Consider the following 12706-nt stretch of genomic DNA (forward strand, 5'->3'; position numbering starts at 1 on the left):
ATGCGCGTCTACGTCCCCCTGACCCTTCCCGGTCTCGCAGAGGCGCACAAGACGGGTGAGCTGGGACCGGGACCGCTAACCGCCTACGCCGTGACCCCCGGGCTGCGCGAGTGGTACGTCTCCGACGACATCGAGGAGCTGGAGTACGCGGCCCTCAACCGCGCCGCGGCCGCCTCGCTCCGGCTGCTCGCCGCCGATCCGGTGGCCGGGCGCCGCAGGGTGGTCGTGGCGGCCGATGTGCCGGACAGGGAAGCCGTGTCGGATCCCGACCGCGGGCTGGACGACGCGGGCCTCGGCGAGGTGCGGATCGCGGACCCGATCGCGCTGTCGAAGGCGGCGGCGGTGCATGTCGACTCCGACGAGGCGGACGCCGATGTGTCGGCCGCGGCGGCGGCGCTGGGCGCGGCGGACCACGGGGACGACGACGCGCAGTTCACGGTGGACGGCGCGGAGGACCACGAGCTGCTCTGGTACGGCGTCCAGGAGATCCCGAACCTGATCGGCTGAGCGACCGACAGCAGACGTCTCCCAGGCCGTGGTCCTTCGCCCTGGTCGTGTTCCTTCGCAGGTCACGGCGGTCAGCAGGGTTCCGCCGGGGGCGTTGTCAGTCCCGGCCGGTACCGTTTTCGGCATGGGGAAGCAGAACACGCATCTGGTCTGGGACTGGAACGGCACCATCCTCGATGACATCGAGGCGGTCATCGGGGCGACCAACGCGGCCTTCGCGGAGATAGGGCTGGCGTCCATCACGCTGGACACCTACCGCGAGCTGTACTGCGTCCCGGTCCCGAAGTTCTACGAGCGGCTGATGGGCCGCCTGCCGAGCGACGCCGAGTGGGCCGTCATGGACGAGACCTTCCACCGGCACTACACGGAGCGGCGGACCGGCTGCGGGCTCACGGAAGGCGTCGAGGAGCTGCTGTCGCAGTGGCGGCTGGCCGGGGACAGTCAGTCGCTGCTGAGCATGTACGGACACGAGCAACTGGTTCCGGTGGTGCGGGGGTACGGGATCGAGAGCCACTTCGTCCGCGTCGACGGCCGGACGGGCCCGTCCGGCGGCAGCAAGGCCGTGCACATGGAGCGCCATCTGACCGCGCTGGCGTCGACGGGCGCGATATCCGCCGAGCGGACGGTGGTGATCGGTGACGCGGTCGACGACGCGCTGGCGGCGGCGCATGTGGGCGCGCGTGCCGTGCTGTACACGGGGGGCTCGCACAGCCGGGCCAGCCTGGAGGCGGTGGGCGTACCGGTGGTGGACACACTCGCGGAGGCGGTCGACACAGCGCGGCGGCTCACGTCCTGACGCCGGTGTGACCGGCAGGGACTGCCGGGGGAGCGGACTACAGGGGGAGCACCCGGCTCCGGGCCTGCCCCGGCTCGTGGTCTCCCCTCCGGCGGCCCCCGGCGGTCGCGTGGTCACGTCACGCCACGACATCTCCCGGGGCTCCCGGCTCACCGGGGCCTCGCCGGTCAGGTCACCGGGGCCTTCGCGCGCAGCACGGTGAGGAACTCACGCATCCAGGCCGGGTGGTCGGGCCAGGCGCGGGACGAGACGAGTGTGCCGTCCACCACCGCCTCCGTGTCCTGGAAAGTGGCCCCGGCCGCCTGCATGTCCAGCTCCAGGGCCGGATAGGCCGTGACCCGGCGGCCGGCCAGCTCGCCGATCGCGGCCGTCAGCAGCGGCCCGTGACAGATCTGGGCGACGGGCTTGTCGGCGTCGAAGAAGGACTTGAGGATCTTGCGCAGCTCCGGGTCGGCCCGCAGATACTCGGGGGCGCGGCCGCCCGGGATGACCAGGGCGGCGTACTGCGTCGCGTCGACCTCGGCGAAGGCCAGATCGGCGGGCCAGGTGTAGCCGGGCTTCTCGGTGTAGGTGTCGAAGCCGGGCTCGAAGTCATGGACCACGAACTGAAGCTTCTTACGGGTGGGAGCGGCGATATGGACCTCGTATCCCTCCTCGCGCAGACGCTGATACGGGTAGAGCACTTCCAGCGACTCGGCGGCGTCGCCGGTGACGATCAGAACCTTGGCTGCCATGACTGCTCCCGGAGAGGGTGTGTCGGTATGTCCACCTGTCGACCAGTGTCGTCCTGTGGACCAGTGTCGTCCCGGTCGGCGTGCGTCGGCGAGGGTTTCGCGCCGGGCGGGGCCGTGAGCCTTTGACGGGCGTCCGTGTCGCTGTCCAGAGTGTCAAAGTTGGTACCCCGTATTTGTACACATGCGGCCCATGACGGCGCCCCGGTCGAGGGAGATAGCCTGGTGCCCGTGATCAGCGCGATATGCCGTGGGGGCAGCGAAGCCCCCCGCCTGCGCCCGGTGCGCCACAGGCCCCGGGCGATCGCTGGTCCCCCAGGACCGGTCCCTTCAGGACAGGACCTTGATCCGGGTCGACTGCCAAAATTGGCCAATAACGCCCCGGACATCTCTCATCGCGGCATAACGTCGACTCAGACCGGAAACCCCGCGTCGTGGCGTTGTGTCGCTTCCTTCACCTACGTCACGCAACGGCGCGCGACAGGAGCCAGAGGACATGCAGACCAAGCTGGACGAAGCCAAGGCCGAGCTGCTCGAACAGGCGGCTCGGGCCGCTGAGAACAGCCCGGTGGGGGGAACCGGGGGGCTGGGGGCCGGCCCCCGGGAGGACGATGCCTCGGCCGGATCCCGCGGCGCCGGAGGCCAGGGGGACGGTCCCGACCGGGACGGCCTTCTCGCGTACCTCCAGCGCTACTACCTGCACACCGCTGCCGAGGACCTGCAGGACCGCGACCCGGTCGACGTCGTCGGTGCGGCGCTCTCCCACTACCGGCTGGCCGGGAACCGCCCCCAGGGGACGGCGAACGTACGGGTGCACACCCCGACCGTCGAGGAGAACGGCTGGACCTGCCGCCACTCCGTGGTCGAGGTCGTCACCGACGACATGCCGTTCCTCGTCGACTCCGTCACCAATGAACTCTCGCGCCAGGGCCGCGGCATCCACGCCGTGGTCCATCCGCAGATCGCCGTACGGCGTGATGTCACCGGCAAGCTGATCGAGGTGCTGCCCGAAGAGGCGGTCACCGACGCGGAGCCCCGGCACGACGTGTTCATCGAGTCCTGGATCCATGTCGAGGTCGACCGCGAGACCGACCAGGCCGACCTCCAGCAGATGACCTCCGACCTGCTGCGGGTCCTCTCCGATGTCCGCGAGACGGTCGAGGACTGGGAGAAGATGCGGGACGCCGCGCTGCGCATCGCCGAGGAGCTGCCCAGCGAGCCGACCGCCGACGATCTGCGCGACCAGGAGGTCGAGGAGGCCCGGGAGCTGCTGCGCTGGCTCGCCGCCGACCACTTCACCTTCCTCGGCTACCGCGAGTATCAGCTGACGGACGGCGACGCCCTCTCCGCCGTGCCCGGCACCGGACTCGGCGTACTGCGCTCCGACCCGGCGCACACCGGCGACGAGGACCACCCGGTCAGCCCGTCCTTCAGCCGACTGCCCGCCGACGCCCGCGCCAAGGCCCGTGAGCACAAGCTGCTCGTCCTCACCAAGGCCAACAGCCGTGCCACGGTCCACCGCTCCGGCTATCTCGACTACGTCGGGGTCAAGAAGTTCGACGCCAAGGGCAATGTCGTCGGGGAGCGGCGCTTTCTCGGGCTCTTCTCCTCGGCCGCGTACACCGAGTCCGTCCGCCGGGTGCCGGTGATCCGCCGCAAGGTCGCCGAGGTCCTGGAGAACGCGGGCCTCTCGCCCAACAGTCACGACGGCCGCGATCTGCTCCAGATCCTGGAGACCTACCCGCGCGACGAGCTGTTCCAGACGCCCGGCGACGAACTCCGCTCCATTGTCACCAGCGTGCTGTATCTCCAGGAGCGCAGGCGGTTGCGGCTCTACCTCCGCCAGGACGAGTACGGGCGCTACTACTCCGCCCTCGTCTATCTGCCGCGCGACCGCTACACCACGGGCGTCCGGCTCCGGCTGGTCGAGATCCTCAAGGAGGAGCTCGGCGGGACCAGCGTCGACTTCACCGCGTGGAACACAGAATCGATCCTCTCCCGGCTGCACTTCGTCGTCCGGGTCCCCCGGGGCACCCAGCTGGCGAAGCTCACCGACGCCGACACCGAGCGGATCGAGGCCCGGCTCGTCGAGGCCGCCCGCTCCTGGGCCGACGCCTTCGGCGAGGCGCTGACAGCCGAGTGCGGTGAGGAGCGCGCCGCCGAACTGCTGCGCAGGTACGGCTCCGCCTTCCCCGAGGGCTACAAAGCCGACCACTCCCCGCGCGCCGCCGTCGCCGACCTGGCCCATCTGGAGGCGGTCACCAGCGCCGAGACGGGCTCGGACTTCGCGCTCTCGCTGTACGAACCGGTCGGCGCGGGCCCCGGCGAGCGCCGCTTCAAGATCTACCGCTCGGGCGAGCAGGTCTCCCTCTCCGCCGTCCTGCCGGTGCTCCAGCGGCTCGGCGTCGAGGTCGTCGACGAGCGTCCGTACGAGCTGCGCTGCTCGGACCGTACCCACGCCTGGATCTACGACTTCGGCCTGCGGCTGCCCCAGGGCGGCGGGGGCGACTATCTCACCGAGGACGACCGCCAGCGCTTCCAGGACGCCTTCGCCGCCGTGTGGACCGGAGCCGCCGAGAACGACGGCTTCAACTCCCTCGTCCTGCGGGCCGGTCTGGACTGGCGGCAGGCGATGGTGCTGCGCGCGTACGCCAAGTACCTGCGCCAGTCCGGCTCGACCTTCAGCCAGGACTACATGGAGGACACCCTCCGCAGCAATGTCCACACCACCCGGCTGCTGGTCTCCCTCTTCGAGGCCAGGATGTCGCCGGGCCGCCAGCGCGCCGGCACGGAGCTGACGGAAGCGATGCTGGAGGAGCTGGACGGCGCCCTGGACCAGGTCGCGAGCCTGGACGAGGACCGCATCCTCCGCTCCTTCCTCACCCTCATCAAGGCCACGCTGCGGACCAACTTCTTCCAGCACGCCGGTGACGGCACGAAGAGCGAGAAGAGCGAGAAGGGCCGGACCGGCGCGGGCGAGCAGCACAGCTATGTGTCGATGAAGTTCGACCCGCAGGCCATCCCCGATCTGCCCGCGCCCCGCCCGCGGTACGAGATCTGGGTGTACTCCCCGCGCGTCGAGGGTGTCCATCTGCGCTTCGGCAAGGTCGCCCGTGGCGGTCTGCGCTGGTCCGACCGGCGCGAGGACTTCCGTACGGAGATCCTCGGCCTGGTCAAGGCGCAGATGGTCAAGAACACCGTGATCGTGCCGGTGGGCGCCAAGGGCGGTTTCGTCGCCAAGCAGCTGCCCGATCCGGCCGCGGACCGCGACGCCTGGCTGGCCGAGGGCATCGCCTCGTACAAGATCTTCATCTCGGCGCTGCTGGACATCACGGACAATATGGTGGCGGGCGAGGTCGTGCCGCCGATCGATGTGGTCAGGCACGACGAGGACGACACGTATCTGGTCGTCGCCGCCGACAAGGGCACCGCGAGCTTCTCCGACATCGCCAACGACGTCGCGGTCGCCTACAACTTCTGGCTCGGGGACGCCTTCGCGTCCGGCGGCAGCGCGGGCTACGACCACAAGGGCATGGGCATCACGGCGCGCGGCGCCTGGGAGTCCGTCGAGCGGCACTTCCGCGAGCTCGGCCATGACACCCAGACCGAGGACTTCACGGTCGTGGGCGTCGGTGACATGTCCGGTGACGTGTTCGGCAACGGCATGCTGCTCTCCGAGCACATCCGGCTGGTCGCGGCCTTCGACCACCGGCACATCTTCCTCGACCCGCGCCCGGACGCGGCCACCTCGTACGCGGAGCGCCGCCGGCTGTTCGAGCTGCCGCGCTCGTCGTGGGCCGACTACGACAAGGAACTGCTGTCGCAGGGCGGCGGTATCCACCCCCGCACGGCCAAGGCGATCCCCATCAACGCGCATGTGCGGGAGGCGCTCGGCATCGAGCCGGGTGTCTCCAAGCTGACGCCCGCCGAGCTGATGAAGGCGATTCTCCAGGCCCCGGTGGACCTGCTGTGGAACGGCGGCATCGGTACGTATGTGAAGGCCTCCACCGAGACCGACGCCGATGTCGGCGACAAGGCCAATGACGCGATCCGCGTCAACGGCGAGGACCTGCGGGTCAGGGTCGTCGGCGAGGGCGGCAACCTGGGGCTGACCCAGCTCGGCCGTATCGAGTTCGCCCGGCGCGGCGCCGGCGGCGAGGGCGGCAAGGTCAACACCGACGCCATCGACAACAGCGCGGGCGTCGACACCTCCGACCACGAGGTGAACATCAAGATCCTGCTCAACGGTCTGGTCACGGAAGGCGACATGACCGTCAAGCAGCGCAACATCCTGCTCGCCGCGATGACCGACGAGGTCGGCGCGCTGGTGCTGCGCAACAACTACGCGCAGAACACCGCGCTCGCCAACGCCGTGACCCAGGCCCCGTCCCTGCTCCACGCCCATCAGCGGTTCATGCGCCGTCTGGTGCGCGACGGACATCTCGACAGGGCGCTGGAGTTCCTGCCCAGCGACCGGCAGATCCGCGAACTGCTCAACGCGGGCAAGGGCCTGTCCCAGCCCGAACTGGCGGTGCTGCTCGCCTACACCAAGATCACGGTGGCGGAGGAGCTGATCCACACCGAGCTGCCCGACGACCCGTATCTGCGCAAGCTGCTGCACGCGTACTTCCCGCGGGCGCTGCGGGAGAAGTTCGCCGAGCAGATCGACGCGCACGCGCTGCGCCGCGAGATCGTGACGACGGTGCTGGTCAACGACACCGTCAACACCGGTGGTTCGACCTTCCTGCACCGGCTGCGGGAGGAGACCGGGGCGTCGACCGAGGAGATCGTACGGGCCCAGGCCGCGGCCCGGGAGATCTTCGGGCTGAACGCTGTCTGGGACTCCGTCGAGGCGCTGGACAACCAGGTGGCGGCCGATGTCCAGACCCGGATCAGGCTGCACTCGCGCCGACTGGTCGAACGCGGCACGCGCTGGCTGCTGGGCAACCGGCCGCAGCCGCTGGAGATCGCGGGGACCATCGAGTTCTTCGCGGCGAGGGTCGAGCGGGTGTGGGCGCAGCTGCCCCCGATGCTGCGCGGCGCGGAGCTGGAGTGGTACCGGCGGATCCTGGCGGAGCTGACCGAGGCGGGGGTTCCGGAGGAGCTGGCCCTGCGGGTGGCGAGCTTCTCGTCCGCCTTCCCGACGCTCGACATCGTGGCGATCGCGGACCGTACGGACCAGGACCCGCTCTCCGTCGCCGAGGTGTACTACGACCTCGGTGACCGGCTGCGGATCACCCAGCTGATGGACCGGATCGTGGAGCTGCCGCGGGCCGACCGCTGGCAGTCCATGGCCCGTGCGTCCATCCGCGAGGACCTGTACGCGGCGCACGCCGCGCTGACGGCGGACGTACTGGCCGTGGGCGACGGGGACTCGACGCCCGAGGAGCGCTTCAAGGCGTGGGAGCAGAAGAACGCCGCGATCCTCGGCCGTTCGCGGTCCACGCTGGAGGAGATCCAGGGGTCGGACGCGTTCGATCTGGCGAATCTGTCGGTCGCGATGCGGACGATGCGCACGCTGCTGCGTACGCACAGCTGAGCAGCACGGAGAGGACAGCACGAAGAGGGGCAGCACGAAGAGGGACAGAGGGAGGGGCGCCGGGCTCGCGACGAGCCGGGCGCCCCTCCCCCCTGTCAGCGCCGCGTGGCCTACGTGGCCGACGAGGGCTGCGCCGCGCTGACAGGGCTACTTCTTCTTGCCCGTGAACTCCTCGTACGCCGCGACGACATCCCCTGCCGCGCCGTCCATCCGCAGCGTCCCCGACTCCAGCCAGAGTGCCCGGTCACAGGTTTCGAGGATGGACTTGTTGCTGTGGCTGACCAGGAAGACCGTGCCGGCCTCCGCGCGCAGCTCGGCGATCCGCTCCTGGCTGCGGCGCTGGAATCTGGCGTCGCCGGTGGAGAGCGCCTCGTCGATCAGCAGCACGTCATGGCTCTTGGCGGCGGCGATCGAGAAGCGCAGCCGGGCGCCCATCCCCGAGGAGTACGTCCGCATCGGCAGCGAGATGAAGTCGCCCTTCTCGTTGATCCCGGAGAACTCCACGATGTCGTCGTAGCGGGTACGTACGTGCTCCCGCGACATGCCCATCGCCAGCCCGCCGAGGATGACGTTCCGCTCGCCGGTCAGATCGCTCATCAACGCCGCGTTGACGCCGAGGAGCGAGGGCTGCCCCCGGGTGAAGACCTTGCCCCGCGAGGGCGGCAGCAGCCCGGCGATCGCCTTCAGCAGGGTCGACTTGCCGGATCCGTTGGAGCCGATCAGACCGATGGCCTCGCCCTTGTACGCGACGAAGCTGACGCCCTTCACGGCGTGCACCTCGCGCGCCCCGGGCGCAGACCGGCGCGAGACGATCCGGCTCAGCGCCGAGGTGGCGCTGCCCCGTCCGCCCCGGGTGCCGTGCACCGTATAGGTGATGTGGACGCCGTCGACGACGACGGTGGGGACGCGTTCGCGCGCCGTGCCCGGCCCGGCGGCGTCCCTGTCCGTGTCCGTGCTGTCCCGCTCCTTCTCCCTCTTCTCAGCCACGTCCGTACTCCTCCTCGGCCTTCCAGAAGAACAGGAACCCGCCGACGCCCGCGAGCAGTGCCCAGCCGAGGGCGACGGCCCAGATGTGCGGGGGCAGTTGACCGGCCGTATAGCTGTCGATGAGCGCGAAGCGCATCAGATCGATAGAGACGGCGGCCGGGTTGCACTCCAGGATCACCGTCACCACACGCGGCAGCTCGTCGCCGCTCGTGACCTTGTCGACGCTCCACATCACGCCCGACACATACATCCAGGTGCGCAGCAGGAACGGCATCAGCTGCGAGATGTCCGGAGTCCTGGCCGCGAGCCTGGCCACGGCCATCGAGACGCCGGTGTTGAAGAGCGACTGGAGCAGCAGGGCCGGTAGCGCGAGCAGCCAGCTCACCGCCGGGTACTGGCCGAAGGAGACCAGGATCACCACCAGAGCGCCCATCGAGAACAGCAGTTGCTGGAGCTGCTGGAGCGCGAGCCCGATCGGCAGGGCGGCGCGCGGGAAGTGCAGGGCCCGTACGAGACCGAGGTTGCCGGAGATCGCGCGGGTGCCGGCCATGATCGAGTTCGAGGTGAAGGTCCAGATGAAGACGCCCGTGACCAGGAACGGGATGAAGTCCGGTACGCCGTGCTTGGTGTCGAGCAGCACCCCGAAGATGAAGTAGTAGACCGTCGCGTTCAGCAGCGGGGTCATGATCTGCCAGATCTGGCCCAGCTTCGCCTGGCTGTACTGGGCGGTCAGCCGGGCGGTGGCGAAGGCGCCGATGAAATGCCGGCGCGACCACAGGGCGCGGACATAGTCGGGCAGGGCGGGGCGGGCGCCGCTCACGGTCAGGCCGTGGCGGCGGGCGAGGGCGCTGAGATCGGGCCCGGTCCCGGTATCGGGCTCCGGGACCGGTGAGGTCGGTGGGACCGGTGGGGCCGGTGCGATCGTCTGGCTCACGGGGGTCGCTTTCGACGGTGTTCTGGGGTGGCGCCGGTCGGCGTTGGGGCGGTCCCGGCGACGGGTCTCGGCGACGGGCCGCGGCGCCATCCGGCGACAGGCCGCGGCGCCAGGTCCGGCGACAGGCCGCGGCGCCAGGTCCGGCGACAGTCTCAACGACGGAACGGGTACGTATCGTCGTAACGTCAAAGGTAGGACGGAGTACGTCGCAACGCAACCGTGTCGTCGTCACGTCGATCGGCGCTATGCTCGTACGCGATGACTACCGACCCCAGCGCCGGCGTCCCGCGCGTCGCACGCCGTGTCCCGGCGGGAGCCGCCGTGCTCCGGGAGGACGTGACCGACGCCATCCGCGCCGCCGTCTTCGAGGAACTGGCCGCCGTCGGCTTCGCCCGGATGTCCATCGAGGGCATCGCGCGCCGGGCCGGGGTCGGCAAGACCGCCGTCTACCGTCGCTGGAAGTCCAAGCTGGAGCTCGTCCTCGATCTGGTCTCCGCCTTCGCGGCGCAGGGGCTGCCCGCCCCAGAGACCGGTTCGCTCCACGGCGATGTGCGCGCCCTGCTCGAAGTGGCCTCGCACGCCCTGTGCCACCCGGTGGCCTCGCAGGTCATCCCGGATCTTCTGGTGGAGGCCGCCCGGCACCCCGAGATCTCCGACGCGATCAAGGCGGCGCTGCTCGACGGACAGCGGGGCATCGCGGCGGTGATCGTCCGCGCGGCGGTCGAGCGCGGTGAGCTTCCCGAGGGCGCGGACGCCGACTGGGCGCTGGATCTGATCGTCGGACCGCTCTACTGGCGGCTCGTGGTGGTCCGCGGCGAGCTGCCCCCGGGCTATCTGGACGATCTGGCGGCCTCGGCGGTCGCGGCGCTCGGCCGCCGCGGCTGACCGGCGCCCGCCTTCCGCCCGAGCGGCGGAACCGGTGTCCGGCCGGACAGCGCGGCGGGGGAGGACCGGCCGTCCCGTGGTCCGTCCTCCCCCGCCAACACCGTTGGTCCTGACGCTACATGGCCGCTACTTGACGGCTCCCGCCATCACGCCCGTCACGAACTGCCGCTGGAACGCGAAGAACACGGCCAGCGGGATCACCATCGACACGAAGGCGCCGGGCGCCAGGACGTCGATGTTGTTGCCGAACTGCCGTACCTGCTGCTGGAGCGCGACGGTGATCGGCGGGTTCTTCGAGTCCGCGAAGATCAGCGCGACCAGCATGTCGTTCCAGACCCAGAGGAACTGGAAGATACCGAGCGAGGCGATCGCCGGACCGCCCAGCGGCATCACGACCCGTACGAACAGCCGTATCTCGCCCGCCCCGTCGAGCCGCGCGGCCTCCAGCAGCTCCCTCGGGATCTCCGCGAAGAAGTTCCGCAGCAGGAAGATCGCGAAGGGCAGACCGAAGGCGACATGGAAGAGCACCACGCCGAAGGTCGTCTCGAAGATGCCGACCGCGCCGAACAGCTTCGACACCGGGACCAGCGCGACCTGCACCGGGACCACCAGCAGCCCGACGACCACCAGGAACCACCAGTCGCGCCCCGGGAAGTCCATCCACGCGAAGGCGTATCCGGCGAGCGAGCCGATCACCACGACCAGGACCGTCGCCGGGACGGTGATCAGGATCGTGGAGAGCAGCGAGTTGGTGATGATGTCGTTGTCGAAGAGCCGCGAGTAGTTCTCGGTGGTGAGCTCCGCGGGCGCGGTGAACACCTGCCACCAGCCGCTCGCGCTGATGTCCGTGGCATTGCGCAGCGAGGAGATCAGCAGACCGATCGTGGGCATCAGCCAGAACAGGCCCACCAGGATCAGGAAGACCCGCATCACCCCGCCGCCCGCGCGGGCCGCGATCCTGCTCGCGAGGGGCTGCTTCGCCTTGACCTTGATCGCACCGTCGTTCGTGGTCATCGGCGAGTCTCCCTTCGCATGCGTCGTATGTTGAACAGCATCACCGGGATCACCAGCAGGAGCAGCAGTACGGCGATGGCGCTGCCCACGCCGAGATCCGCGTCCGTACCGAACGACGAGCGGTAGAGCTGGAGCGCCAGCACGTTCGCGTCGTCCTGGGACGAGCCCGGCGCGATGATGAAGACCAGGTCGAAGATCTTCAGTACGTTGATCATCAGCGTGACCATGACGACCGCGAGCACCGGCGCCAGCAGCGGCACGGTGATCCGGCGGAAGACCTGCCACTCGGTGGCACCGTCCACCCGCGCGGCCTCCATGAGTTCACGGGGCACGCTCGCGAGCCCCGCCGCGATCAGCACCATCGCGAACCCGGCCCACATCCAGATGTAGCTGCCGATGATGGCCGGCGTGACCAGGGAGGGCCCGAGCCAGTCCACGCCGTTGTACGGCTCCCTGAAGTTGGCCGCGGGCAGTCTGAGCTGGGCGCCGTCGGCCGCTTCCGGCAGGCTGAACGTACCGTCGGCGCCGGCGGTCGCGGAGGCGACGACCTTGCCGTCCTTGACCGCCTCCACCTTGAGGCCCTTGAGGCCCAGTTCCTGGGCGTCGATGACATTGGGCTTGCCGCCGCCGCCCTTGGTGAAGTCGAGCCAGGCGGTGCCGGTGACCCGGCCGTCCGCCGTCCGCGCCGCCTTGGCGGGCGCCGCGTCGGACGGCATCTTCGCGGGCGCCACCCCCACCAGCGGGAGCAGCACCTCCGTCCCGGCGCTCGCGGGCTCCTTGGTGACGAACGCGCCGCCGCCCGCCGGTTTCAGCGGATGCACCGGCAGCGGACGCGCCCTGGGGAAGCCCGCCGACTCGCTGAACGTGTCGTGCACACCCACCGCGACCGCGTTGGCGATGCCGCGCTCCGGGTCCTGTTCGTACACGAGCCGGAAGATGATGCCCGACGCGAGCATCGAGATCGCCATAGGCATGAAGATGACGAGCTTGAAGGCCGTGCTCCAGCGCACCCGTTCGGTGAGTACGGCGAAGATCAGCCCGAGCGCGGTGGCGATGGTGGGCGCCACCACCACCCAGATCGCGTTGTTCTTGACCGCGGTCAGGATGGTGTCGTCGGTGAAGAGCTCGATGTAGTTGTCGAGCCCGGCGAAGCTGTCACCGGACTTGTCGAAGAAGGACCGGTAGACCGAGAACCCGATGGGGTAGACCACGAGCGCGCCCAGCAGCACCAGCGCGGGCAGCAGGAAGCCGGCCGCGACGAGTTTGCGTGTGCCTGTCACACTCTTTCGTTTGCCTTTGACGGGGGGCACCGT

Annotated in this window: 9 protein-coding genes; 4 read left to right on the top strand and 5 right to left on the bottom strand. The window is 69.8% G+C overall.

The window, feature by feature from the left end:
- Window positions 1–507, top strand: coding sequence for a DUF6912 family protein (locus ACIRQP_RS11880; RefSeq protein WP_382883905.1), 507 nt, complete (start codon window positions 1–3; stop codon window positions 505–507).
- A gap of 124 nt (window positions 508–631) precedes the next feature.
- Window positions 632–1303: an HAD family hydrolase gene (locus tag ACIRQP_RS11885; protein ID WP_403887233.1), complete on the top strand. Its 672-nt coding sequence runs from the start codon at window positions 632–634 to the stop codon at window positions 1301–1303.
- 167 nt (window positions 1304–1470) lie between these two features.
- Here ACIRQP_RS11885 and ACIRQP_RS11890 read toward each other — a convergent pair whose 3' ends face one another.
- Window positions 1471–2037, bottom strand: a complete 567-nt coding sequence (locus ACIRQP_RS11890) for a DJ-1/PfpI family protein (RefSeq protein WP_403887236.1) — start codon at window positions 2035–2037, stop codon at window positions 1471–1473.
- A 493-nt stretch (window positions 2038–2530) separates the two neighbouring features.
- Between ACIRQP_RS11890 and ACIRQP_RS11895 the strand changes: the two genes are divergently transcribed.
- A complete protein-coding gene (locus tag ACIRQP_RS11895; protein WP_403887240.1) occupies window positions 2531–7573 on the top strand; it encodes an NAD-glutamate dehydrogenase in 5043 nt (1680 codons plus the stop codon).
- A 147-nt stretch (window positions 7574–7720) separates the two neighbouring features.
- On the opposite strand, the gene ACIRQP_RS11900 is transcribed toward ACIRQP_RS11895, so the two are convergent.
- Together ACIRQP_RS11900 and ACIRQP_RS11905 are read right to left on the bottom strand one after the other, a co-directional pair.
- On the bottom strand, window positions 7721–8449 hold the full coding sequence (locus ACIRQP_RS11900) for an ABC transporter ATP-binding protein (RefSeq protein ID WP_403887898.1): 729 nt from the start codon (window positions 8447–8449) through the stop codon (window positions 7721–7723).
- A 103-nt stretch (window positions 8450–8552) separates the two neighbouring features.
- Window positions 8553–9494 carry an ABC transporter permease gene (locus tag ACIRQP_RS11905; RefSeq protein WP_403887243.1) on the bottom strand — a complete coding sequence of 314 codons (942 nt, stop codon included), beginning with the start codon at window positions 9492–9494 and terminating at the stop codon, window positions 8553–8555.
- A gap of 258 nt (window positions 9495–9752) precedes the next feature.
- Between ACIRQP_RS11905 and ACIRQP_RS11910 the strand changes: the two genes are divergently transcribed.
- Entirely contained in the window at window positions 9753–10379 is a 627-nt protein-coding gene (locus ACIRQP_RS11910) for a TetR/AcrR family transcriptional regulator (protein ID WP_403887246.1), read from the top strand.
- 126 nt (window positions 10380–10505) lie between these two features.
- On the opposite strand, the gene ACIRQP_RS11915 is transcribed toward ACIRQP_RS11910, so the two are convergent.
- Window positions 10506–11393, bottom strand: a complete 888-nt coding sequence (locus tag ACIRQP_RS11915; RefSeq protein WP_403887248.1) for a carbohydrate ABC transporter permease — start codon at window positions 11391–11393, stop codon at window positions 10506–10508.
- Window positions 11390–12703 (bottom strand): carbohydrate ABC transporter permease, encoded by a 1314-nt coding sequence (locus ACIRQP_RS11920; protein ID WP_403887251.1) that lies wholly within the window; start codon window positions 12701–12703, stop codon window positions 11390–11392. Before ACIRQP_RS11920 ends, ACIRQP_RS11915 begins: the two co-directional genes overlap by 4 nt.
- Window positions 12704–12706: the final 3 nt, after the last annotated feature.

The organism is Streptomyces sp. NPDC102274, from assembly GCF_044766385.1.
Lineage (GTDB): Bacteria > Actinomycetota > Actinomycetes > Streptomycetales > Streptomycetaceae > Streptomyces.

Excerpts from the sequence above, each read along its gene's own strand:
- ACIRQP_RS11895 (WP_403887240.1), top strand. The coding sequence starts at position 2,531 with ATGCAGACCAAGCTGGACGAAGCCAAGGCCGAGCTGCTCGAACAGGCG.
- ACIRQP_RS11885 (WP_403887233.1), top strand. The coding sequence starts at position 632 with ATGGGGAAGCAGAACACGCATCTGGTCTGGGACTGGAACGGCACCATC.
- ACIRQP_RS11915 (WP_403887248.1), bottom strand. The coding sequence starts at position 11,393 with ATGACCACGAACGACGGTGCGATCAAGGTCAAGGCGAAGCAGCCCCTC.
- ACIRQP_RS11910 (WP_403887246.1), top strand. The coding sequence starts at position 9,753 with ATGACTACCGACCCCAGCGCCGGCGTCCCGCGCGTCGCACGCCGTGTC.
- ACIRQP_RS11890 (WP_403887236.1), bottom strand. The coding sequence starts at position 2,037 with ATGGCAGCCAAGGTTCTGATCGTCACCGGCGACGCCGCCGAGTCGCTG.
- ACIRQP_RS11880 (WP_382883905.1), top strand. The coding sequence starts at position 1 with ATGCGCGTCTACGTCCCCCTGACCCTTCCCGGTCTCGCAGAGGCGCAC.